The organism is Aeromonas dhakensis (genome assembly GCF_000820305.1).
Classification (GTDB): Bacteria; Pseudomonadota; Gammaproteobacteria; order Enterobacterales; family Aeromonadaceae; genus Aeromonas; species Aeromonas dhakensis.
This window is the reverse complement of sequence record NZ_CDBH01000061.1, coordinates 66,382-88,430: the sequence shown is the minus strand read 5'-3', so window position 1 is coordinate 88,430 and position 22,049 is coordinate 66,382. Positions and strand designations below refer to the sequence as shown.

23 protein-coding genes are annotated in these 22,049 nt (G+C 60.2%); 19 read left to right on the top strand and 4 right to left on the bottom strand.

Going from position 1 to position 22,049, the window contains the following annotated elements; all coding sequences use genetic code 11:
* Positions 1-23 precede the first annotated feature (23 nt).
* Positions 24-815: a cytochrome C assembly family protein gene (locus BN1143_RS16590; RefSeq protein WP_005308690.1), complete on the bottom strand. Its 792-nt coding sequence runs from the start codon at positions 813-815 to the stop codon at positions 24-26.
* Positions 816-1,036: 221 nt separating this feature from the next.
* Between BN1143_RS16590 and ffh the strand changes: the two genes are divergently transcribed.
* From ffh to rplS, 5 genes are all read left to right on the top strand, one after another.
* Positions 1,037-2,413, top strand: coding sequence for a signal recognition particle protein (gene ffh, locus BN1143_RS16585; RefSeq protein ID WP_005308693.1), 1,377 nt, complete (start codon positions 1,037-1,039; stop codon positions 2,411-2,413).
* Between the two features lie 182 nt (positions 2,414-2,595).
* Positions 2,596-2,844, top strand: a complete 249-nt coding sequence (gene rpsP, locus BN1143_RS16580) for a 30S ribosomal protein S16 (RefSeq protein ID WP_005308695.1) — start codon at positions 2,596-2,598, stop codon at positions 2,842-2,844.
* 24 nt (positions 2,845-2,868) lie between these two features.
* Positions 2,869-3,390, top strand: a complete 522-nt coding sequence (rimM, locus tag BN1143_RS16575) for a ribosome maturation factor RimM (RefSeq protein WP_005308697.1) — start codon at positions 2,869-2,871, stop codon at positions 3,388-3,390.
* A gap of 34 nt (positions 3,391-3,424) precedes the next feature.
* Positions 3,425-4,174 (top strand): tRNA (guanosine(37)-N1)-methyltransferase TrmD, encoded by a 750-nt coding sequence (gene trmD, locus BN1143_RS16570; protein ID WP_005308699.1) that lies wholly within the window; start codon positions 3,425-3,427, stop codon positions 4,172-4,174.
* A 32-nt stretch (positions 4,175-4,206) separates the two neighbouring features.
* Positions 4,207-4,554, top strand: coding sequence for a 50S ribosomal protein L19 (gene rplS, locus BN1143_RS16565; protein ID WP_005308701.1), 348 nt, complete (start codon positions 4,207-4,209; stop codon positions 4,552-4,554).
* A gap of 103 nt (positions 4,555-4,657) precedes the next feature.
* On the opposite strand, the gene BN1143_RS16560 is transcribed toward rplS, so the two are convergent.
* Complete coding sequence (locus BN1143_RS16560; protein ID WP_005308703.1) at positions 4,658-4,987, bottom strand: isoamylase early set domain-containing protein; 330 nt, start codon at positions 4,985-4,987, stop codon at positions 4,658-4,660.
* Between the two features lie 81 nt (positions 4,988-5,068).
* On the bottom strand, positions 5,069-5,743 hold the full coding sequence (mutH, locus tag BN1143_RS16555) for a DNA mismatch repair endonuclease MutH (protein WP_017787501.1): 675 nt from the start codon (positions 5,741-5,743) through the stop codon (positions 5,069-5,071).
* A gap of 733 nt (positions 5,744-6,476) precedes the next feature.
* On the opposite strand from mutH, the gene rppH reads away from it, so the two are divergent.
* The 8 genes from rppH to BN1143_RS16515 all read left to right on the top strand — a co-directional run bounded on the left by rppH (position 6,477) and on the right by BN1143_RS16515 (position 14,076).
* Positions 6,477-7,004, top strand: coding sequence for an RNA pyrophosphohydrolase (rppH, locus tag BN1143_RS16550; RefSeq protein ID WP_005308708.1), 528 nt, complete (start codon positions 6,477-6,479; stop codon positions 7,002-7,004).
* 14 nt (positions 7,005-7,018) lie between these two features.
* The gene (gene ptsP / locus BN1143_RS16545) at positions 7,019-9,298 is read left to right on the top strand and encodes a phosphoenolpyruvate--protein phosphotransferase (protein WP_017780269.1); all 2,280 of its coding nucleotides are present in this window, start codon (positions 7,019-7,021) and stop codon (positions 9,296-9,298) included.
* Positions 9,299-9,365: 67 nt separating this feature from the next.
* A complete protein-coding gene (lgt, locus tag BN1143_RS16540; protein WP_017765294.1) occupies positions 9,366-10,193 on the top strand; it encodes a prolipoprotein diacylglyceryl transferase in 828 nt (275 codons plus the stop codon).
* Positions 10,190-10,984, top strand: a complete 795-nt coding sequence (gene thyA, locus BN1143_RS16535; RefSeq protein WP_042008720.1) for a thymidylate synthase — start codon at positions 10,190-10,192, stop codon at positions 10,982-10,984. Before lgt ends, thyA begins: the two co-directional genes overlap by 4 nt.
* Before the next feature lie 226 nt (positions 10,985-11,210).
* A complete protein-coding gene (gene nhaA, locus BN1143_RS16530) occupies positions 11,211-12,401 on the top strand; it encodes a Na+/H+ antiporter NhaA (protein WP_005308714.1) in 1,191 nt (396 codons plus the stop codon).
* 20 nt (positions 12,402-12,421) lie between these two features.
* Positions 12,422-12,805, top strand: coding sequence for a Rossmann-fold NAD(P)-binding domain-containing protein (locus BN1143_RS16525; RefSeq protein ID WP_197069882.1), 384 nt, complete (start codon positions 12,422-12,424; stop codon positions 12,803-12,805).
* Positions 12,792-13,724: a transcriptional activator NhaR gene (nhaR, locus tag BN1143_RS16520; RefSeq protein WP_005308802.1), complete on the top strand. Its 933-nt coding sequence runs from the start codon at positions 12,792-12,794 to the stop codon at positions 13,722-13,724. Before BN1143_RS16525 ends, nhaR begins: the two co-directional genes overlap by 14 nt.
* Before the next feature lie 49 nt (positions 13,725-13,773).
* Positions 13,774-14,076: an ArsR/SmtB family transcription factor gene (locus tag BN1143_RS16515; RefSeq protein WP_005308804.1), complete on the top strand. Its 303-nt coding sequence runs from the start codon at positions 13,774-13,776 to the stop codon at positions 14,074-14,076.
* Positions 14,077-14,124: 48 nt separating this feature from the next.
* On the opposite strand, the gene rpsT is transcribed toward BN1143_RS16515, so the two are convergent.
* On the bottom strand, positions 14,125-14,388 hold the full coding sequence (rpsT, locus tag BN1143_RS16510) for a 30S ribosomal protein S20 (RefSeq protein ID WP_005308808.1): 264 nt from the start codon (positions 14,386-14,388) through the stop codon (positions 14,125-14,127).
* Between the two features lie 191 nt (positions 14,389-14,579).
* Here rpsT and murJ point away from each other — a divergent pair, with 191 nt between their 5' ends.
* The 6 genes from murJ to ispH all read left to right on the top strand — a co-directional run bounded on the left by murJ (position 14,580) and on the right by ispH (position 22,010).
* Complete coding sequence (gene murJ / locus BN1143_RS16505) at positions 14,580-16,145, top strand: murein biosynthesis integral membrane protein MurJ (protein ID WP_010635140.1); 1,566 nt, start codon at positions 14,580-14,582, stop codon at positions 16,143-16,145.
* Between the two features lie 142 nt (positions 16,146-16,287).
* A complete protein-coding gene (gene ribF / locus BN1143_RS16500) occupies positions 16,288-17,262 on the top strand; it encodes a bifunctional riboflavin kinase/FAD synthetase (protein WP_017763993.1) in 975 nt (324 codons plus the stop codon).
* Complete coding sequence (gene ileS, locus BN1143_RS16495) at positions 17,262-20,123, top strand: isoleucine--tRNA ligase (protein WP_042051426.1); 2,862 nt, start codon at positions 17,262-17,264, stop codon at positions 20,121-20,123. Before ribF ends, ileS begins: the two co-directional genes overlap by 1 nt.
* Entirely contained in the window at positions 20,123-20,626 is a 504-nt protein-coding gene (gene lspA, locus BN1143_RS16490) for a signal peptidase II (protein WP_042051425.1), read from the top strand. Before ileS ends, lspA begins: the two co-directional genes overlap by 1 nt.
* Positions 20,623-21,075, top strand: coding sequence for an FKBP-type peptidyl-prolyl cis-trans isomerase (gene fkpB / locus BN1143_RS16485; protein ID WP_042051424.1), 453 nt, complete (start codon positions 20,623-20,625; stop codon positions 21,073-21,075). Before lspA ends, fkpB begins: the two co-directional genes overlap by 4 nt.
* Positions 21,075-22,010 (top strand): 4-hydroxy-3-methylbut-2-enyl diphosphate reductase, encoded by a 936-nt coding sequence (gene ispH / locus BN1143_RS16480; protein ID WP_042051423.1) that lies wholly within the window; start codon positions 21,075-21,077, stop codon positions 22,008-22,010. The genes fkpB and ispH overlap by 1 nt, the downstream gene beginning before the upstream one ends.
* Positions 22,011-22,049: the final 39 nt, after the last annotated feature.

Below are 22,049 nucleotides of genomic sequence, written 5' to 3'. Positions count from 1 at the left end.
GGTGATGAAGAAGTAGTGGGCGATCAGCTCAGCAGCACTTCTTTGACGAAGCGACTGCCGAAGTAGGCCAGGGTCAGAATGAAGCTGCCGATCAGGCTCAAGGTGATCACCTTGCGACCGCGCCAGCCACGGGTATGGTGGCCCCACAGCAGCAGCACGTAGACGCACCAGGCCAGGATCGAGAGGATGGCCTTGTGGGATTTGCCCTGGGCGAACATGTCTTCGAGGAAGAAGAGGCCGGAGGCAATGGAGAGGGTCAGCAACAGGACACCGGCCGAGATGAGCTGGAACAGCCGCTTCTCGACCGTCATCAGGGGCGGCATGGCCGGCAGCTGGCTGATCTTGCGCGTCTTCAGTTGCCGGTCCAGACAGGCAAGTTGTAGCGCAAACAGGCAGGCGATCATCAATACCGAGTAGGCCATCAGCGCGAGGCCGATGTGCAGCAGCAGCTGGGGATGGGCCTCCAGGTGGGTGATGTAGCGACCGGGAATGAGGGCGCTGGCGGCCAGCAACAGGGCCGAGAAGCTGTAGACCACCGGCAGCAGGATCCAGCCGTTGAAGCGGCGGGTGACGCAGGTCATGAAGCAGCTGATGATGAGACTGACCAGCGATGCCACGTTGAGCATGCTCAGATTCTGCCCGGAGTGGGTCACCAGCACCTCGCCGGAGAGGGCGGCGCCATGGGCGATCAGGGCCAGTCCGATGCAGGCAAACAGGGGGGCTTGTCCCACTGGTTTGGCACTGAGCAGCAGGTGCAGAGAGGCGATGATGGCCAGCAGATAGAACGCCAGGGCCAGAACAGAGATCACGATCATAACCGGGTCGTTGTCGAGCAAGCGATTGGGAATAGGAAGGGCAGTATACCTTGCACAAGATGTGCTCGCCAGTTGTGCTGCCGCCGATCTGCCCATATATAGGCAGCATGTTGGGCCAGCCGCACAGGGCTGACCTCAGCCGAGTGCGGCGAATAATCGTCCTCATCGTGCGAGTGAGGTATAATGCCTCCCATTTGTTACGCCAAGAACCGGAATGCGTCATGTTTGAGAATTTGACTGAACGACTCTCGCGCACCCTGCGCAACGTCAGCGGCCGTGGCCGCCTGACTGAAGAGAACATCAAGGATACCTTGCGCGAAGTTCGCATGGCGCTGCTCGAGGCGGACGTCGCCCTGCCGGTGGTGCGTGACTTCGTCGCGCGCGTCAAGGAGCGGGCGGTGGGCCAGGAAGTGGCCAAGTCCCTGAGCCCGGGCCAGGCCTTCATCAAGATTGTGCACGGCGAACTGGTCTCCGTGATGGGGGAGGCCAACGAGCAGCTCAATCTGGCGGCCCAGCCGCCGGCCATCATCCTGATGGCGGGTCTGCAGGGTGCCGGTAAGACCACCACGGTCGGCAAGCTGGCCAAGCTGCTCAAGGAGCGCAACAAGAAGAAGGTGCTGGTGGTCAGTGCGGACGTCTACCGCCCGGCGGCCATCAAGCAGCTGGAGACCCTGGCCGGCGACATCGGCGTCGACTTCTTCCCGAGCGATGCCAGCCAGAAGCCGGTGGACATCGCCAACGCGGCCATCGATCAGGCGCGCAAGAAGTTCTATGACGTAGTGATCGTCGATACCGCCGGTCGTCTGCACGTCGATGGCGAGATGATGGAGGAGATCAAACACCTTCACGCCACCATCAAGCCGGTGGAGACCCTGTTCGTGGTTGACGCCATGACCGGTCAGGATGCCGCCAATACGGCCAAGGCGTTCAACGAGGCGCTGCCGCTCACCGGCGTGATCCTCACCAAGGCGGACGGCGATGCCCGCGGCGGTGCCGCCTTGTCGGTGCGCCACATCACCGGCAAGCCGGTCAAGTTCATCGGTATGGGCGAGAAGACCGACGCGCTGGAGCCCTTCCACCCGGATCGTCTCGCCTCCCGCATCCTCGGCATGGGCGATGTGCTCTCTCTCATCGAGGAGGTGGAGCGCACCGTCGATAAAGAGAAGGCAGCCAAGCTGGCCAGCAAGGTCAAGAGTGGCAAGGGCTTCGATCTGGAAGACTTCCGTGAGCAACTGGCCCAGATGCGCAACATGGGCGGCATGATGGGGATGCTCGACAAGCTGCCCGGCATGTCCGGCCTGCCGGACAACGTCAAGGATCAGATGGATGACAAGCTCACCGTGCGGATGGAGGCCATCATCAGCTCCATGACTCCCAAGGAGCGTGCCCATCCCGATCTCATCAAGGGCTCTCGCAAGCGCCGTATCGCTGCGGGCTCCGGCATGCAGGTGCAGGACGTCAACAAGCTGCTCAAGCAGTTCACCGAGATGCAGCGGATGATGAAGAAGATGTCCGGCAAGGGTGGCATGCGCAAGATGATGAGCCAGATGAAGAACATGCTGCCTCCCGGCTTCGGTGGCGGCCGCGGTCCGTTCTGATTATTCGGGCTGAGGTAGCGAGTGAGGGTCTGCCAGTGGCAGGCCCTTTTCATTGCGGCTCTGCGCAAAAAATGGCTGGCTTGGTTGCAATTATTACGAATCCAAGTAGAATTATGCGGCTTATTTTAAGCTAGGGTCCGCGTGTTTGCGGGCCTTGTTCATTAGATGTTAATGAGGACGATATGGTAACCATTCGTTTACAACGTGGTGGCGCGAAAAAGCGTCCGTTCTACCAGGTAGTAGTTGCTGACAGCCGTAACGCCCGCGACGGTCGTTTCATCGAGCGCGTTGGTTTCTTCAACCCGGTTGCTTCTGGTAACGCTGAAAAGCTGAACCTGGACCTGGCTCGTATCGAGCATTGGGTTGCTACTGGTGCCGCTGTTTCTGACCGCGTTGCCAAGCTGATCAAAGACGCTGCCAAAGCTGCTTAATCAGCCAAACGGTAAGGAGTTAAGGTGGAAAAACCTGTAGTTCTGGGCACCCTGGGTACCGTTTACGGCATCAAGGGCTGGCTTAAAGTGAACTCCTTCACCGATGTTGCCGAAGCGATTTTCGATTACAACCCCTGGCTGATCAATCAGAACGGGGTGTGGCGTGAAATTCAGGTTTCATCCTGGAAGCGTCACAACAAGGGTCTGATCTGCAAACTCGATGGTATCGACGTGCGCGAGGATGCCCTGGCATTGACCAATGTCGAGATTGGCGTAGCCGCCGATCTGTTGCCTGCGTTGCCTGAGGGCGAGTTCTACTGGCGTGACCTGATTGGTTGCTCCGTAGTGACCACCAAGGGATACGACATGGGCAAGGTGACCGAATTGATGGAAACCGGCTCCAACGATGTGTTGGTGGTTGAGGCCAATGTAAAAGATGCCTTTGGTGCAAAGGAGCGGTTGATTCCGTTCCTGGAAGAGCAGGTGATCAAGAATATTGATCTGACTGCTCGAACAATCGAAGTTGATTGGGATCCTGGTTTCTAGTTTCCCGCGGTAACACGAGTGCCGGAGGTTTCTTATGTGGATTGGGGTGATTAGCCTCTTCCCTGAAATGTTCCGAGCCATTACCGAGCACGGGGTAACGGGTCGGGCCGTCAAGAGTGGCCTGCTGCAGATTGAGTGCTGGAACCCCCGGGACTTTACCCACGACAAACACCGTACGGTCGATGATCGTCCTTATGGTGGTGGGCCCGGCATGCTAATGATGGTTCAGCCGCTGCGTGACGCGATTCATGCAGCCAAGCAAGCGGCGGGAGACGGGGCGAAAGTCATCTATCTCTCTCCTCAGGGACGCAAGCTGACTCAAGCGGGCGTGACCGAGTTGGCGACGAATCAGAAACTGATTCTGGTAGCCGGTCGATACGAAGGTATCGATGAACGCGTGATACAAACCGAAGTCGACGAAGAGTGGTCTATCGGGGATTACGTGTTAAGTGGTGGCGAGTTGCCTGCCATGACCCTGATCGATGCGGTTTCGCGTCTGGTCCCAGGGGTCTTGGGTGATCAGGCCAGTGCCGAGCAGGACTCCTTCACGGACGGTCTGCTGGATCATCCCCACTATACTCGGCCGGAGGTGTTGGATGGGTTGGCGGTGCCCGAGGCGCTGACAAGCGGCAATCACGAAGTGATTCGACGCTGGCGTCTCAAGCAATCGCTCGGACGAACCTGGCAAAGAAGGCCGGAACTTATTAACAACCTAGCTCTGACTGACGAGCAAGAATCACTTCTTGCCGAGTATGTCCGCGAAGTGCGTGACAGCGTTAAGTAGAGTTTTCAGTTTATCCTAGGTAAGGAAAGACAATGAGCAAGATTATTCAGCAGCTTGAACAAGAGCAAATGCGTACCGACATCCCGGCTTTTGCCCAGGGCGACACTGTACGTGTTCAAGTTCGTGTTAAAGAAGGTGGTAAAGAGCGTCTGCAGGCTTTCGAAGGCATCGTGATTGCCAAGCGTAACCGCGGTCTGCACTCTGCTTTCACCGTTCGCAAGATCTCCAACGGCGAAGGTGTTGAGCGTGTATTCCAGACTCACTCTCCGCTGATCCACAGTGTAGAACTGAAGCGTCGTGGTGATGTTCGCCGCGCCAAACTGTACTACCTGCGCAACCTGTCCGGTAAAGCTGCTCGTATCAAAGAGAAGCTCAACTAATTCGATTCGAATTGGTGTCGATATGTCGGCGAAATGCTCGACAGGTAGTGAAAAGGCTCGCCAATGGCGAGCCTTTTTTGTATCCACTTTCGGGTGTGCCGACTCAACCTGGCTGGCTGACCCGCACCACAGAGTTGTCTCGCCCGAAGGGGCCGGGTACGTAGTCATCCGCCGCCCAGTCGTTGTCGTAGCGGGTCTCCCCGTTCGGCTGAACCAGCTGATAGCAGTATTCGAAATGACTGGGGCCATCGGTCGGCAGGTTGAGGGTGGTCTTGAACTCACCGCTCTTCATCCGCTTGAGCTCGATGGGTTGCCACTGGCTAAACTCTCCCAGCAACAACACCTGCTCAGCCTCTCCTGCGGCCTCCCTTTCCACGGCAAAGGTCACCTTGACCTCGGGGCGGGACTTGAGAAATTGCTTGTTGATCGGCATGACGCCTCCTTGTCCTGATTGCGAAAAATAGCGACTGTCTATTTTTATATCACTTTATGACAAGGATGTTGATAACAGAGATCAAGCGGGCAGGGCAAAGTGGCGCTGCAGCAGGCCGTGGGTGAAACCTATCTTGAGGTAAAAACCGCGGGGCAGGGTCAGGATCGGTTGGCCATTGCGACCGATGGCCCGGGTCAGCGCCTTGTTGTTGGCCGCCTTGGGACGAAGTTGCAGCACCTGGCCGTGGCGGGCGCTGATCTGCTCCACCTCTCCCAGCACTATCATGTCCATCAGCTCTTCCCAGTCCTGGCGCAGCAGCATCTCCTCCTCTTCATTCGGGCTCCACAGCAGCGGCATGCCGATCCGGCGCTCGCCGATGGGAATGTCGCGGCTGCCCTCGACCGGGATCCAGAGCACGCGGGAGAGCTTGTTGCGCACGTTGGACTCCTCCCAGCGCTGGCCGCTGACACCGATCAGCGGTGCCACGCAGACGAAGGTGGTTTCCAGCGGCTTGCCCTGAGGATCGATGGGGATCGTCTTGAGCTCGATGCCGAGATCCGGGAAGTCCTGCTCCGGCTTGCTGCCGGCGCTAGCTCCCAGCTGCCACTCGATCAGCTGGCCGACCCAGCCCTTGTCCCGACGCAGATCCGCCGGCACGGCGATGTTGGCGTCGGCGGCCAGCTGGGCCAGGGTGAAGCCGGCCATGGCGTAGGCGCGGGCCAGCAGTTCCTGTTCTGAGCGGGGGTTGGCGGGCATGAGTGACTCCTGCAAAGAGGGATTATTCTAGCAACTCTGATCCTCCCTGAGGATCGCTGTTTTTATAACCGATCCTGGCAGGGGTATGCACAGGGGGGGCGGTTTTGTGTGTAAGTGTTTATCCTAGTGATTTTAAAGGGATTTGTCTCCAATTTATCGATGGGCGTTGCGCTGGATCCCGCCTTGAAATAGTTGTCCAAGGGTTTGCTCGCGCTGTTTCACACAGTTATCCACAGAAATCTTGGATAACTGCTTAAAAGTAGGAATAGTCACCCTGTTGTTACAAAAAAATGTGAAACGGCACCGATTTCTGCGGCGATATCGGGGCAGATAGTGTGCCACTCCTGTGGATAAAATGGCCGTGGTGGATCTTTGAACAGTCGAACTTGTTCACAATCCGGATCCCGGATCGCCGGCGGTAAAAGATATGGATCTTGATCCAGCATTCTTTGTTTAACACCATGTATTTAAATACATATTTTGTTTTATATTGCATCCTGTATGCTGTGGGGCAGTTTGGAGCAGATAAATAAAACTACTGTATATACCCGCTTGCTCACAGGCTTATGCACAGTCTGGGTGGGCAACTTGCAGGATCTGATCCTTTAATTTGTTTATAAGTTTGCTTGAAATCGAAAGTTATTCATGAATGGGGGATTGCAGTCCTTGTTTGCTGCCACGAGGTGAATGTGGAACAATCCCCTTATAGATTCAGCCTTTATAAGGTGATCACGTGATAGATGGCGACGGGTTTCGTCCCAATGTCGGAATCGTGATCTGTAACCGTGACGGACAAGTATTGTGGGCCAAGCGTTATGGGCAGCACTCCTGGCAGTTTCCGCAGGGAGGAGTTGATGACGGTGAGACGCCAGAGCAGGCCATGTATCGTGAGCTGTATGAGGAGATAGGCCTCAAGCCCGAGGATGTGACCATCATGGCGACCAGTCGCAACTGGTTGAAGTATCGCTTGCCAAAACGCCTCGTTCGTTGGGACAGTTCACCGGTCTGTATTGGCCAAAAACAAAAATGGTTTCTGCTGCAGCTGGATCCGGGCAGGGAGTCCAGGATCCAGTTCGGTTGTCATGGTCATCCGGAGTTTGATGACTGGCGTTGGGTCAGCTTCTGGTACCCGGTGCGTCAGGTGGTTTCCTTCAAGCGGGAAGTCTATCGCCGGGTGATGAAGGAGTTTGCCCCGCTGGCGATGCCGGTGCCGGCAGTGCAGGTCAACAAGAAGGATGGGCGGCGTAATCGCGCCCGCTAAGGAGCACAGATTAGTTGTTAACGGAACTCAGACGCATCGTCGAAAGCATGGCCGAAGCCAATACCCTCGAGCTGGCCTTGCAGGCATTGGTCAGCCAGACCCGGCTGGCCATGTCGGTGGACTGCTGTTCCGTTTACGTCTCCGAACCTGAAATGCGCCGCTACCGGCTGGCTGCGACCGACGGTCTGGCCGAGTCGGCGGTGGGCAAGGCCACCCTGCCGTTCGAGCAGGGTATCGTCGGCCTGGTGGGTCAACGTGAAGAGCTGATCAACCTGGCCGATGCCCCCTCCCATCCCAGTTTCAAATTCCTGCCCGATGTGGCCGAAGAGGCGTTTCGCTCCTTCCTCGGCGCCCCCATCATGCATCAGCGCCAGGTGGTGGGTATTCTGGTGGTGCAGCAGAAGGAGAGCCGTCTCTTCGATGAGGGGGAGGAGTCCTTCATGGTCACCCTGGCGGCCCAGCTGGCGGCGCGCATCGCCCAGGCTCAGGCCAAGGGGTGGCTGCAGAAGACCGACTGGAGCAAGCCGCTGCGCGGCATTGCCGGGGCCAGCGGCATCGCCATGGCCAAGGCCTGGGTGTGGCGGCCACGCAAGGAGCTGCGCTCCATCACTCCGCGCAAGGATGAGGATCACGCCAGCCAGCTGGCGCGGCTGAACGTGGCGGTGGAAGAGGTGCGTCACGATCTGGAGAGCCTGGCCCTGCGTTTTCGCGAGAGCTACAGCCAGGACTCGGTGGCCATCTTTGACATCTATCTGCATCTGCTGGACGATCCCGGCTACATCAAGCCGATCCGCAACAAGGTGAGCAAGGAGCACTGGACGGCGGTCTCGGCGGTCAAGCTCATCAGCGATCGTCTCATCGAGCAGTTCAAGGGGATGAAGGATCCCTATCTGCAGGAGCGCTCCACCGATGTGAAGGACATCGCTCAGCGGCTCATCAGCCGGCTGGTGCAAAACGAGCCCGAGCACATCGCCATCGGCGAGCCTGTGGTGCTGGTCGCCGACGAGGTGACGGCAACCATCCTCGCCGAGGTGCCCCGCGAGTTCCTGACCGGGGTGGTGTCGCTCAAGGGGGGGACCAACTCCCACGCCGCCATCCTGGCCCGCGCCATGGGGGTGGCGGCCATCATGGGGGTGGATCTGCCGCTCGGCGACATCGGTGGTCGCATGCTGGTGGTCGACGGTTACAGCGGCGATCTCTTCATCGAGCCCAATCAGGTGATCCTGACCGAGTATCGTCAGCTGCTGAGCGAAGAGCGGGCGCTCGATACCCTGGTGCGCAGCGTCGACAACCAGCCCTCCGAGACCGCCGATGGCGTGCCTGTCTCTCTGCTGCTCAACGCCGGCCTCAGCGCCGACACCGAGATCTCTCTCAATCAGCTGGCGGACGGGGTCGGCCTCTATCGCACCGAGATCCCCTTCATGCTGCAGGACAGCTTCCCCTCCGAGTGGGAGCAGACCGCCCGTTATCGCGGCATTCTGGAGACCTATCGCAACCGGCCGGTCTGCATGCGTACCCTGGATGTGGGGGGTGACAAGCAACTGCCCTATTTCCCCATCGTCGAGGAAAATCCCTTCCTTGGCTGGCGGGGGATCCGGCTCACCCTGGACCACCCCGAACTGTTCCTGGTGCAGCTCAAGGCGATGCTGCGAGCCAGCGAAGGACTGGACAATCTGGCCATCATGCTGCCGATGATCAGCAGCGTCAGCGAAATCAAGGCTTCCCGCCGCCTGCTGGATCAGGCCTGGCGCGAAGTGTCGGAAGAGGCGGCCAGCCGTGAGGCGGTGATCCGCTACCCGAGCCTCGGGGTGATGATCGAGGTGCCCTCCGCTCTCTACATCCTGCCCGAGATGGCCCCGCTCATCGACTTCTGGTCGGTGGGCAGCAACGACCTGACCCAGTACCTGCTGGCGGTGGATCGCAACAACGCCCGGGTCGCCAACATCTACGACGCCTTCCATCCGGCGGTGATCCGCGCCCTGCAGCTGCTGGTCGATGCCTCCCATCGCTACCACAAACCGGTCTCGGTCTGTGGCGAGCTGGCCGGTGATCCGGTCGGGGTGTTGCTGCTGCTGGCCATGGGCTATCGTCGCTTCAGCATGAACACCCACAACATCGCCCGCATCAAGTACGTACTGCGCCAGGCCAACCTGAGCGAGCTGACGGTGCTGCTGACCGACGGCCTCAAACACGACAATCCCCATGTGCTGCGTGGCCTGTTTGCCCGCTATCTGGAAGAGCACGGTCTGGGCGGTTTGCTGCGCGCCGGTCACAAAGCGAAACAGATTGATTGATAATCATGCCTTGTCCCTGCTGACGAATGATCGGAAAATGCGGCTTTTCTTATGACTGGGGCCGCTTATGCAGCACGATGGATATTGGGTTTTCTCGCAGATTGATCCCGTAGCATTCAGTTTGGGACCACTATCGGTACGCTGGTATGGTCTCATGTACCTGTTTGGCTTCGCTTTTGCCATGTGGCTGGCGGGGCGTCGCGCCGATGCGCCGAACAGCGGCTGGACCCGCAACGAGGTGTCCGACCTGCTGTTTTACGGCTTCCTCGGGGTGATCCTGGGTGGTCGGGTCGGTTACGTGCTGTTCTACAACTTCGACATGTTCCTGGCCGATCCTCTCTACCTGTTCAAGATCTGGACCGGTGGCATGTCGTTCCACGGCGGCCTGATCGGGGTCATCACCGCCATGGTCTGGTTTGCCCACAAGACCAAGCGCCACTTCTTTACCGTGGCCGATTTCGTGGCACCGCTCATTCCGTTTGGCCTCGGCGTCGGCCGCATCGGCAACTTCCTCAACGGCGAGCTGTGGGGTCGGGTCACCGATGTGCCTTGGGCCATCATCTTCCCGGAGGCGGGCCCCGAGCCGCGCCACCCCTCCCAGCTCTACCAGTTCGCCCTGGAAGGGGTGGTACTGTTCATCATCCTCAACCTGTTCTGGCGCAAGAACCCGCCGCGCGGCGCCATCTCCGGCATGTTCCTGCTGTTCTACGGCCTGTTCCGCTTCCTGGTGGAGTTCGTACGCCAGCCTGACAGCCAGCTGGGGCTCTACTTCAACGAGATCAGCATGGGCCAGATCCTCTCTACTCCGATGATCCTCATCGGTGCCCTGATGATCTGGGCCGCCTACAAGCGCCCGCAGTTGTTCGGCAACGCCGTGAAGGAGGCAAAACAATGAGAGCCTATCTCGACCTGATGCAGAAGATCCTGGATGAGGGGACCGTCAAGTCCGACCGTACCGGCACCGGCACCGTCTCCCTGTTCGGCCATCAGATGCGCTTCAACCTGGCCGAAGGTTTCCCGCTGGTGACCACCAAGAAGTGCCACCTGCGCTCCATCATTCACGAGCTGCTCTGGTTCCTCAACGGCGACACCAATACCGCCTATCTGAAAGAAAATGGTGTCAGTATCTGGGACGAGTGGGCCGACGAGAACGGCGATCTTGGCCCGGTCTACGGCGCCCAGTGGCGCTCCTGGCCGGCGGCTGATGGGTCTGTTATCGACCAGATCCAGAAGGCGGTGGACGACATCAAGCACAACCCGGATTCCCGTCGCATCATCGTCTCTGCCTGGAACGTGGGCGAGCTGGACAAGATGGCGCTGGCCCCCTGCCACGCCTTTTTCCAGTTCTACGTGGCGGACGGCAAACTCTCCTGCCAGCTCTATCAGCGCAGCTGTGACGTCTTCCTCGGCCTGCCATTCAACATCGCCAGCTATGCTTTGCTGACCCACATGATGGCCCAGCAGTGCGACCTGGAGGTGGGGGACTTCGTCTGGACCGGTGGTGACGTGCACCTCTACTCCAACCACATGGAGCAGACCGCGCTGCAGCTCTCCCGCGAGCCGCGCCCGCTGCCGACCCTGCTGATCAAACGCAAGCCGGACTCCATCTTCGACTACCGGTTCGAGGATTTCGAGATCGAGGGTTACGACCCCCATCCCGGCATCAAGGCGCCCGTCGCCATCTGATGTGAAAGGCGCCCATGAGGCGCCTTTTTTATGCATAAAAACCACAGAATATTCATTCTTATGGGGGAGTTTCGAGTGATATCTGCCCGAGAAAAAACCTGCTTATAGCAGGCATGTTTGATTTTGCCTTCGGTTTTTTCGTTGTATTTCGCAGTAAGAAACGATTTTTCACGGATTGTTATCGGATATAGACTCAAATCAAAGTAAGACTGTGGATATTTTAACCATGAGCGACGTAATCAAAAAGTTCCTCAAACTGGAGGCCGCCTCCGGAATAATTCTGATCATGGCAGCCATGCTGGCCATGATCCTGGCCAACAGCGGCCTGGCTGGCAGCTATCAGGCTTTCCTCGATACCCAGGTACAGGTGCGCATTGCCGCCCTCGACATCAACAAGCCGCTGCTGCTCTGGATCAACGACGGCTTCATGGCGGTCTTCTTCCTGTTGGTCGGCCTCGAGGTGAAGCGCGAGATGCTGGAAGGGGCGCTTTCTTCCCGGGTGCAGGCCACCTTCCCGGCCATCGCGGCGGTGGGTGGCATGCTGGCGCCGGCCCTGATCTATGCCTTCTTCAACTACTCGGACGAAGTGGCGCGTGCCGGCTGGGCCATTCCCGCCGCTACCGACATCGCCTTTGCTCTCGGGGTGATGGCGCTGCTCGGCAAGCGGGTGCCGGTCAGCCTCAAGGTGTTTCTGCTGGCGCTGGCCATCATGGATGACCTGGGGGTCATCATCATCATCGCCCTGTTCTATACCCAGCAGCTGTCGCTGACGGCGCTGGCGATCGGCATCCTGGCGACCCTGACCCTGCTGTGGATGAATCGCCGCGGCGAGGATCGGATCAGCCTCTACATGCTGGTCGGGCTGGTGCTCTGGGTGGCGGTGCTGAAGTCGGGCGTCCATGCGACCCTGGCCGGCGTGGTGGTGGGCTTCATGATCCCGCTCAACGGCAAGCGTTATGAGTCGCCACTCAAGCATCTGGAGCATGCCCTGCACCCCTGGAGTGCCTACCTGATCCTGCCGCTGTTCGCCTTTGCCAATGCCGGGGTGTCGCTGGAGGGGATAGGTCTCTCCTCCCTGCTGAGCCCGGTGCCCATGGGCATCATGCTGGGGCTGTTCATCGGCAAGCCGCTCGGGGTGTTCACCATCAGCTGGCTGTCGGTCAAGCTGGGCATTGCCCAACTGCCACCCGGGGTCAACTTCAGGCAGATCTTTGCGGTCAGCATTCTGTGCGGCATCGGCTTTACCATGTCGATGTTCATCGCCTCGCTGGCCTTCGAGCACGGCGGATTGGATTACGGCAGCTACTCTCGCCTCGGGATCCTGGTGGGATCCACCCTGGCGGCGATCGTCGGTTATCTCGCCCTGCGCATGGCGCTCCCGAACCGGGAGGCCGATCAAAGCACGGAGGGGTTATGAAAAGAGTAGGATGGTTGGCCATGCTGGCGCTGAGCCAGGCGGCCTGGGCCGGCAGTCTGCAGGATTGCCAGCAGGATGCAGCCTCGGCCAGCTGCTCGGCCTACCTCAGCGGCGTGGTCGACAGTGCCCTGCTGCTGGGGGACAAACAGGCCAAGGCGCAGTTTGGCGAGACCTTTGCCGAGCGGGCGCTGAGCAGCCGGGCCGGCGAGCGGGTCAAGCAGTCCAACAAGCGCTACTGCGGGGAACGGATGCCGGATCCGGCCCGCCTCAAGGCCCACCTGCAGGAGCAGTTCGGCGCGAACAAGGTTGACTCGATCAGCGACATGTATGACATTCTGGCGGCTGAACTCAGTTGCTACCGGAGCCCGCGCCAGGCGGGAACCCCATCGGATGTCACACCTTAACTACAATCATCTCTATTATTTTTGGATGACCCAGAAGAAGGGCTCCGTCACGCAAGCGGCGGAAGCCCTCTTTTTGACCCCGCAGACCGTCACCGGCCAGATCAAGCTGCTGGAGCAGCGCCTTGGCGGCAAATTGCTGATAAGAAAGGGGCGCTCCCTGGAGGCGACCGAGCTGGGCCAGCTGGTATTCCGCTATGCCGACAAGATGTTCAGCCTCTCCTACGAGATGCTGGATATCGTCAACTACCGCAAGGAGAGCCAGATCCTGTTCGACGTCGGCATCGCCGACGCCCTCTCCAAACGCCTCGCCAGCCGGGTGCTGCTCTCCGTCATCCCCAATGATGGCTCCATCCACCTGCGCTGCTTCGAATCGACCCACGAGCTGTTGCTGGAGCAGCTGAGCGAACACAAGCTCGACATGATCCTCTCCGACTGCCCGGTGGACTCCAGCCAGCACGCCGGCCTGCTCTCCAAGCGACTCGGTGGTTGCGGGGTCAGCTTCTTCTGCAAGGCGCCGCTGCCATCGCTGCCGTTTCCCGCCTGTCTGGAGGAGCGCAAGCTGCTGATCCCGGGCCGGCGCACTGCCATGGGTCGCCAGCTGACCCAGTGGTTCGAGCAGCAGGGGGTCTCCCCCAGCATTCTCGGCGAGTTTGACGATGCGGCCCTGATGAAGGCGTTCGGCTTCTTCAACCAGGGCATCTTCATGGCACCCACCATCTACCGGGAGGAGATCCTGGAAGGGGAGGGAGTGATGCTGCTGGGCGAGACCCAAGATCTGATGGAGGAGTACTACGTCATCTTTGCCGAGCGGATGATCCAGCACCCGGCGGTAAAACGGGTGTGCGAGAGTGATTTCTCCTTCCTGTTTGCCGGCCAGGAGGACTTTGCCATGATTCAACCGGCAACCCTGTCATTTTAAATTGACGGGCCACAGAGTATGATTCTTGCCTCGAACGAGAGGGAATGAGATGCAACTGGAAGAGATGGAGGCCAATGCGAGCCGGGCGGTGGCACTGCTCAAGGCGCTGGCCAATGAACGGCGGCTGTTTATCCTGTGTCAGCTGCTGGAGCGGGAGCTGTCGGTGGGGGAGCTCAACGAGCGGCTTGGTCTGAGTCAGTCGGCGTTGTCACAACACCTGGCCGTGCTGCGGCGGGATGAACTGGTGGAGACGCGCAAGGAGGCCCAGACGGTCTACTATTCGCTGCGCAGCTACGAGGTGCGCGAGATGATAGGGTTGCTGCACAAGTTGTACTGCAGCGAACAGAAATAAAAAACCGGCACAAAGGCCGGTTTTTTCAGCTTTATCAGCAGACGCTGATTAAGCCATAGCTTTGATCTGGGCAGACAGGCGGCTCTTGTGACGAGCAGCTTTGTTCTTGTGGATCAGGCCTTTGGTCGCCATACGATCCATGATCGGCTGAGCAACAGCGAAAGCGGCAGTCGCAGCAGCCTTGTCGCCAGAGGCGATGGCAGCGATGACTTTCTTCAGGTAGGTACGGGTCATGGAACGACGGCTGGCGTTGTGCTGACGACGTTTCTCTGACTGAAGAGCGCGCTTCTTAGCAGATTTGATGTTAGCCAAGGTAAAACTCCTAAAACTGTCTTAGCGAGTGTATTGAAAAGGCCCGGAAATATGCCTTCTCAACCACATATTGTCAAATGATTTGTGCAAATAAACACCGCCCCCCGGTGGTGTGTCAGGTGGGAGACGGTTAAACTGTCGGCCGATTCTATCAGCATTCTTTTCATTCCGACAGTTCCAGAGGCCTCGTCTTGAGTAAGAAATTGATCAAATCCGGCATGATAGTGTCCGGAATGACGTTGGCGTCCCGCGTGATGGGCTTGGTTCGCGATGTGGTCATCGCCAATCTGCTTGGCGCCGGGGTGGCCGCAGACGTCTTCTTCTTTGCCAACCGCATTCCCAACTTTCTGCGCCGGCTGTTCGCCGAAGGTGCCTTCAACCAGGCCTTTGTTCCCGTGATGACGGAGTACAAGAAAAAGGGTGACGAGAGCGAAGTGCGCGAGCTGCTGGCTGCGGTGGCGGGCACCCTGGGGGGGATCGTTACCGTGGTCACCCTGCTCGGGGTGCTGGGGTCAGGCGTGCTGACCGCCCTGTTTGGCTGGGGCTGGTTCTGGGACTGGCTGCACGGCGGGCCGGCGGCCGAGAAGTTCGAGATGGCGAGCCTGATGCTCAAGATCACCTTCCCCTACCTCTGGTTCATCACCTTCACCGCCATGGCGGGGGCCATTCTCAACACCTTCGGCCGCTTCGGGGTTTCCTCCTTTACCCCCATCTTCCTCAACATCACCATGATTGCCGCCGCCTGGTGGATTTCCCCCTGGCTCGACAATCCCGAGCTGGCGCTGGCCATCGGTGTCTTCCTCGGTGGTCTGGTGCAGTTCCTGTTCCAGTTCCCCTTCCTGCGCCAGCTCAACATGCTGGTGTGGCCCAAGTGGGGTTGGCACCACCCGGGTGTGGTGAAGATCCGCACCCTGATGATCCCGGCCCTGTTCGGGGTCTCGGTCAGCCAGATCAACCTGCTGGTCAACACCATGCTTGCCTCCTTCCTGGCGACCGGTGCCATCAGCTACCTCTATTACTCGGATCGGCTGCTGGAGTTCCCGCTCGGCATGTTCGGCGTCGCCATCAGCACCGTCATTCTGCCGGCGCTGGCCAAGAAGCACGTGGATGCCGACCCGGCCGACTTCTCCCGTACCATGGACTGGGGGGTGCGGATGGTGATGCTGCTCGGCCTGCCGGCCATGGTGGGCATCGCCGTGCTGCGCGAGCCCATCCTGCGGGTACTGTTCATGCGTGGCGAGTTCGGTCTGCACGAAGTGAGTATGTCGAGCGCCAGTTTGCTGGCATCGACCACAGGTTTGCTGTCGCTGATGCTGATCAAGGTGCTGGCACCGGGCTACTACGCCCGCCAGGATACCCGCACGCCGGTAAGGATCGGGATGATCTCGATGGCGGCCAACATGGTCTGCAACCTGCTCTTCATCTATCCGCTCGGGTACGTGGGGCTGGCCCTCTCGACCGCCTGCTCGGGCACGCTGAACGCGGCTTTGCTATTCAGGGGGCTCCATCAGCAGAGCGTCTACCGCCCGTCCCGTCACACCGGGGTATTCTGTCTCAAACTGCTGACCGCCAGCCTGCTGATGGGGGGAGTGCTCTTGTACCTCTCTCCGGATCTGGCCCAGTGGGGCGCCTGGCACATGAGCAAGGCGACCATGCAGCTGGCCATGCTGCTGGTCGTGGGGGGCGCCATCTATGCCGGTGTCCTGCTGGCGCTTGGGATCCGGCCAAGAGATCTGAGAGCGGGGCGGGACGACTGAGTCAGCCCCTGTGGCGAGATAGCCCCGCCTGAACCTGTTGTCGGGGCGGAGCAGCTGAAATCGGGTCAGCAACAGGGCTGACCCGGCGTGCCGCCTGATATATAATCCGGCGATTTTCATAGCAGCAAAGCACAAGGCACTGATGGAGCTTATCCGCGGTATTCACAATATCAAGCCCCGTCACCGGGGGTGTGTATTGACCATTGGCAACTTTGATGGGGTCCATCAGGGTCATCATGCCGTGCTGGCTCGCTTGCAGGAAAAGGCCGCCCAGCTCGGCCTGCCGGCCTGCGTCATGCTGTTCGAGCCGCAGCCACTGGAGCTGTTTGCCGGGGCCGCGGCGCCGGCCCGCCTCAGCCGCCTGCGGGAAAAGTACGAGGCGCTCAAGGGGATGCAGATCGATCGCATGCTCTGCGTGCGCTTCAACCACCGCTTTGCCGAGCAGTCCGCGGACACCTTCATCGAGCAACTGCTGGTGGAGAAACTCGGCGTGCACTATCTGGTGGTCGGCGACGATTTTCGCTTCGGCAAGGGGCGGGAAGGGGACTTCCACCTGCTGGAGGAGGCCGGCCGGCGCTTCGGCTTCGAGGTGATCAGCACCCAGAGTTTCCAGTTGTCCCGTCAGCGGGTCAGCAGCACGCTGGTGCGCGAGGCCCTCGCGGCTGGCCGGATGGCGGAGGTGGAGCTGATGCTCGGCCGTCCCTATACCATCAGCGGTCGGGTGGCCCACGGTGAAAAGCTGGGCCGCACCATAGGTTTTCCCACCGCCAATCTGGCCCTCAAGCGTCAGGTGATCCCGGTCGGTGGCGTGTTCGCGGTGGAAGTGATATGTTCCGGCAAGACCTTCCCCGGTGTCGCCAATGTGGGTGTACGGCCGACCTTGAGCGGTACACAAGCCAGATTGGAAGTACATCTATTTGATTTTTCTGGCGACCTTTATGGTCAACAGGTCAAGGTGCTGCTTCGCCACAAGCTGCGCGAAGAGCAGAAGTTTGCCTCTTTCACCGCCTTGAAAGAGCAGATCGAACGAGATGCCCTGGCGGCCCGAGCCTGGTTCGGGCTGCCACAATTTCATTTACCCAGCACTCTTTTAGAAAAGAAGGGAACCCAGGACTGATGAGCGACTATAAACACACCCTGAATCTTCCGGAAACCGAGTTTCCGATGCGTGGCGATCTGGCCAAGCGCGAACCCAACATGCTGAAACGTTGGTACGATCAGGATCTTTACGGCGCCATTCGCCGCGCCAAAGCGGGCAAGCCTTCGTTCATTCTGCACGATGGCCCCCCCTATGCGAACGGCAGCATTCACATCGGTCACTCGGTCAACAAGATCCTCAAAGACATCATCATCAAGTCCAAGGGCCTCTCCGGCTTCGACTCCCCCTACGTGCCGGGCTGGGATTGCCACGGTCTGCCCATCGAGCTGAAAGTGGAAGGCATGGTCGGCAAGCCGGGTGAGAAGGTTTCCTCCGCCGAATTCCGCGCCGAGTGCCGCAAATACGCCAAGACCCAGATCGAAGCGCAGAAGACCGACTTCATCCGTCTGGGCGTGCTGGGTGACTGGGAACACCCCTACCTGACCATGGATTTTGGCACCGAAGCCAACATCATCCGCTCCATGGCCAAGATCGTTGAAAACGGCCACCTGCACAAAGGCTCCAAGCCGGTGCACTGGTGTACCGATTGCGGCTCCGCGCTGGCTGAAGCCGAGGTGGAGTACTACGACAAGAACTCCCCCTCCATCGACGTGCGCTTCAAGGCCGTCGACGAGGCTGCCGTTGCCGCCAAGTTTGACTGCGCCGAAGGCCACACCGGCAAGGGGCCCCTCTCTGCCGTGATCTGGACCACCACCCCGTGGACCCTGCCGGCCAACCGCGCCATCGCCATGCACGCCGATCTCGACTATGCGTTGGTGCAGGTCGAGGGTGACAATCCCGAGCGTCTGATCCTGGCCGCCGAGCTGGTGAAGGACGTGATGGATCGCGCCGGCATCGAGCACTTCCACAACCTGGGCTACGCCAAGGGCGCGGCGCTCGAGCAGCTGCGCTTCAACCACCCCTTCTACAGCTTCGACGTGCCTGTGGTACTGGGTGATCACGTCACCCTGGACGCCGGTACCGGCGCGGTGCACACCGCTCCTGGTCACGGTCAGGAAGACTTCGTGGTCGGTCAGAAGTACGGTCTGGAAGTGGCCAACCCGGTTGGCAGCAACGGCGTCTATCTGCCGGATACCGAACTGTTTGCCGGCCAGCACGTGTTCAAGGCCAATGCGGCCGTGGTCGAGGTGCTGACCGAGCGTGGCGCCCTGCTGCATCACAAGGTGTTCAACCACTCCTACCCGCACTGCTGGCGTCACAAGACCCCGATCATCTTCCGTGCCACCCCCCAGTGGTTCATCAGCATGGAGCAGAAGGGTCTTCGGCAGCGTGCCCTGGAAGAGATCGAGCGCATCGAGAAAGAGGGCATTGCCCAGCATGGTCAGAGCGGCTGGGTGCCTGCCTGGGGTAAAAACCGCATTCAGGCGATGGTCGAGAACCGTCCTGACTGGTGTATCTCCCGTCAGCGTACCTGGGGCGTGCCCATCTCCCTGTTCGTCCACAAGGATACCCAGGCGCTGCACCCGGATTCCGTGCGTCTGATGGAAGAGGTGGCCAAGCGGGTCGAGCAGTCCGGTATCCAGGCCTGGTGGGATCTGGACAAGGCCGAGCTGCTGGGCGCGGACGCCGACAACTACGAGAAGGTGCCCGATACCCTGGACGTCTGGTTTGACTCCGGCTCTACCCACGCCTCTGTGGTCGATGCCCGTCCCGAGTTCAACGGCAAGCCGGCCGACATGTATCTGGAAGGCTCTGACCAGCACCGCGGCTGGTTCATGTCCTCCCTGATGATCGGCGTCGCCATGAAGGACAAGGCCCCCTACAACCAGGTGCTGACTCATGGCTTCACCGTGGACGGTCAGGGCCGCAAGATGTCCAAGTCCATCGGCAACGTGGTGAGCCCGCAGGACGTGATGAACAAGCTGGGTGCCGACATCCTGCGTCTGTGGGTTGCCAGCACCGACTACACCGGCGAGATGACCGTTTCCGACGAGATCCTCAAGCGCTCCGCCGACGCCTATCGCCGTATCCGCAACACCGCCCGCTTCCTGCTGGCCAACCTGAACGGCTTCAATCCGGCGACCGACATGGTGGCACCGGCCGACATGGTGGTGGTGGATCGCTGGGCGGTGGGCCGTGCCAAAGCGGTACAGGCCGAGATCGTGGCGGCGTTCGACGAGTACAACTTCCACGGTGTGACCCAGAAGCTGATGCAGTTCTGCTCCATCGAGATGGGCTCCTTCTATCTGGACGTCATCAAGGATCGTCAGTACACCGCCAAGGCTGACAGCCTGGCCCGTCGCTCCTGCCAGACCGCCCTCTATCACATCGCCGAGGCCATGGTGCGCTGGATGGCGCCCATCATGAGCTTCACTGCCGACGAGATCTGGGCCCTGCTGCCGGGCGAGCGCGGCGAGTTCGTGTTCACCGAGGAGTGGTACGACGGCCTGTTCGGGCTGGAAGCGGGCGAAGTGCTGAACGACGAGTTCTGGGCCGAGATCCTCACCGTGCGCGGTGAAGTGAACAAGGCGCTGGAAGTGGCCCGTGGCGAGAAGCGCATCGGTGGTTCCCTGCAGGCCGAGCTGACTCTGTTCGCCAAGCCTGAGCTGGCTGCGCGTCTGAACGCCCTGGCCGATGAGCTGCGCTTCGTGCTGCTCACCTCCAAGGCCAAGGTGGTCAGCGTCGATGCCGCACCGGCAGAGGCCGTGGCAACCGAGCGTGATGACTTGTGGCTGAGCGTGGCCCAGTCTGCCGCCGCCAAGTGCGACCGCTGCTGGCACCATGTGGAAGACGTGGGCACCATCGCGGGCCATGAAGAGATCTGTGGCCGCTGCGTCACCAACGTCGAGGGTGACGGCGAAACTCGTCAATTTGCCTGATGAACATGACTCAACATAAAAGCGGCCTGCGTTGGCTGTGGCTGGCGGTGCTGGCCTTCGTACTGGACCAGGCGAGCAAGCTCGCCGTGGTCAAGCTGCTGCCGTTTGGCTACCCGGGGGTGGAGATCACCCCCTTCTTCAACCTGGTCCACGTCTACAACAAGGGGGCGGCTTTCAGCTTCCTGGCGGAGCAGGGGGGCTGGCAGCGCTGGTTCTTCGCCGTACTGGCGTTCGCCATCTGCGGCCTGCTGATCCACTGGCTGCGCAAGCAGTCGGTCACCCAGCGCTGGAGCGGCATCGCCTACAGCCTGATCATCGGCGGGGCGCTCGGCAACGTGTTTGACCGGCTGGTGCTGGGCCATGTGGTCGACTTCCTCGACTTCTACTGGCAGCGTGCCCACTGGCCGGCGTTCAATCTGGCGGACAGCTTCATCTTCATCGGCGCCGCCATGATCGTGCTGGACGGCTTGCGTGGCGAGAAAAAACAGGACGCGACTTCATGAGCCAGCTGATTGCTGCAGACAGCAGTGTACTGTTCCATTTCTCCATCAAGCTGGAAGACGGCTCGGTGGCCGACAGCACGGCGCTGCACGGCAAGCCGGCCCGTCTGCGGATGGGCGACGGCAGCCTGACGCCGAGCTTCGAGCAGTGCCTGCTGGGGCTGCGCGAAGGGGAGAGCAAGAGCTTCACCCTGGCGCCGGAAGAGGCCTTTGGCCTCTCCAACCCCGACAACATCTACCATCTGGACCGCGCCAAGTTCGGCGCCGATGTGGAGCCGAAAGTCGGCACCATCATACTGTTCGACCAGCCCAACGGCAGCGAGCTGCCGGGTATCGTCCGGGCGGTGGCAGGGATGTCGGTGACGGTCGATTTCAACCACCCCTTGGCCGGTCACACCGTCACCTTCGAGGTGGAGATCCTGGGGGTTGATGACGAGGAGAAGGTGCTCTGATGGATATCCTGCTCGCAAATCCCCGCGGCTTCTGTGCCGGTGTCGACCGCGCCATCAGCATCGTCGAGAGTGCGCTGGAGAAGTTCGGTGCCCCCATCTATGTCCGTCATGAAGTGGTGCACAACCGCTACGTGGTGAACAAGCTCAAGGAGGCGGGCGCCGTCTTCGTCGAGGAGCTGGACGAGGTGCCGGATGACAGCATCGTCATCTTCTCTGCTCACGGCGTGGCCAAAACAGTGCGTGAGATGGCCAAGTCCCGCGCCCTCAAGGTATTTGATGCCACCTGTCCGCTGGTGACCAAGGTTCACATGGAAGTCCATCGCGCCAGTCGCAAGGGCTCCGAAGCCGTGCTCATCGGCCACGCCGGCCACCCCGAGGTGATCGGCACCATGGGGCAGTACGAGAATCGCGAGGGCGGCATGTATCTGGTGGAGACGCCGGCAGACGTGGCCAAGCTCAAGGTGAAGAACCCGGACGATCTCTGCTTCGTCACCCAGACCACCCTCAGCGTGGACGAGACCTCGGACGTGATCGATGCGTTGCGTGCCCACTTCCCCAAGATCCAGGGGCCGCGCAAGGATGACATCTGCTACGCCACCCAGAACCGCCAGGACGCGGTGCGGGAGATGGCGGGGCTGGTGGACGCCATGCTGGTGGTGGGGTCGCGCAACTCCTCCAACTCCAACCGCTTGCGGGAGCTGGCCGAGAAGGTGGGTGCCAAAGCCTACCTCATCGACGATGCCTCCATGATCGAGGCCGGTTGGCTGGCGGGAGTCAAGGCGATCGGTGTCACCGCCGGTGCCTCCGCCCCCGAGGTGCTGGTGCAGTCCGTCATCACCCGTCTGCGCGAGCTGGGCGGCAAGGTGGTGGCTGAGCACCCCGGTCGTGAAGAGAACGTGGTGTTTGAAGTGCCGCCGGAACTGCGCATCCTGTGAGCGATGCGCCCCCTGCGGGACTACACCGTCTCTGATTGA

Bases quoted from the DNA above. Each gene is read 5' to 3' on its own strand.
- rplS (WP_005308701.1), top strand. From the start codon at position 4,207: ATGAGCAAGATTATTCAGCAGCTTGAACAAGAGCAAATGCGTACCGAC.
- thyA (WP_042008720.1), top strand. From the start codon at position 10,190: ATGAGAGCCTATCTCGACCTGATGCAGAAGATCCTGGATGAGGGGACC.
- nhaR (WP_005308802.1), top strand. From the start codon at position 12,792: ATGTCACACCTTAACTACAATCATCTCTATTATTTTTGGATGACCCAG.
- BN1143_RS16525 (WP_197069882.1), top strand. From the start codon at position 12,422: ATGCTGGCGCTGAGCCAGGCGGCCTGGGCCGGCAGTCTGCAGGATTGC.
- trmD (WP_005308699.1), top strand. From the start codon at position 3,425: ATGTGGATTGGGGTGATTAGCCTCTTCCCTGAAATGTTCCGAGCCATT.
- lspA (WP_042051425.1), top strand. From the start codon at position 20,123: ATGAACATGACTCAACATAAAAGCGGCCTGCGTTGGCTGTGGCTGGCG.
- ffh (WP_005308693.1), top strand. From the start codon at position 1,037: ATGTTTGAGAATTTGACTGAACGACTCTCGCGCACCCTGCGCAACGTC.
- BN1143_RS16560 (WP_005308703.1), bottom strand. From the start codon at position 4,987: ATGCCGATCAACAAGCAATTTCTCAAGTCCCGCCCCGAGGTCAAGGTG.
- ispH (WP_042051423.1), top strand. From the start codon at position 21,075: ATGGATATCCTGCTCGCAAATCCCCGCGGCTTCTGTGCCGGTGTCGAC.
- nhaA (WP_005308714.1), top strand. From the start codon at position 11,211: ATGAGCGACGTAATCAAAAAGTTCCTCAAACTGGAGGCCGCCTCCGGA.
- mutH (WP_017787501.1), bottom strand. From the start codon at position 5,743: ATGCCCGCCAACCCCCGCTCAGAACAGGAACTGCTGGCCCGCGCCTAC.
- fkpB (WP_042051424.1), top strand. From the start codon at position 20,623: ATGAGCCAGCTGATTGCTGCAGACAGCAGTGTACTGTTCCATTTCTCC.
- BN1143_RS16590 (WP_005308690.1), bottom strand. From the start codon at position 815: ATGATCGTGATCTCTGTTCTGGCCCTGGCGTTCTATCTGCTGGCCATC.
- rpsP (WP_005308695.1), top strand. From the start codon at position 2,596: ATGGTAACCATTCGTTTACAACGTGGTGGCGCGAAAAAGCGTCCGTTC.
- ileS (WP_042051426.1), top strand. From the start codon at position 17,262: ATGAGCGACTATAAACACACCCTGAATCTTCCGGAAACCGAGTTTCCG.
- BN1143_RS16515 (WP_005308804.1), top strand. From the start codon at position 13,774: ATGCAACTGGAAGAGATGGAGGCCAATGCGAGCCGGGCGGTGGCACTG.
- lgt (WP_017765294.1), top strand. From the start codon at position 9,366: ATGCAGCACGATGGATATTGGGTTTTCTCGCAGATTGATCCCGTAGCA.
- ribF (WP_017763993.1), top strand. From the start codon at position 16,288: ATGGAGCTTATCCGCGGTATTCACAATATCAAGCCCCGTCACCGGGGG.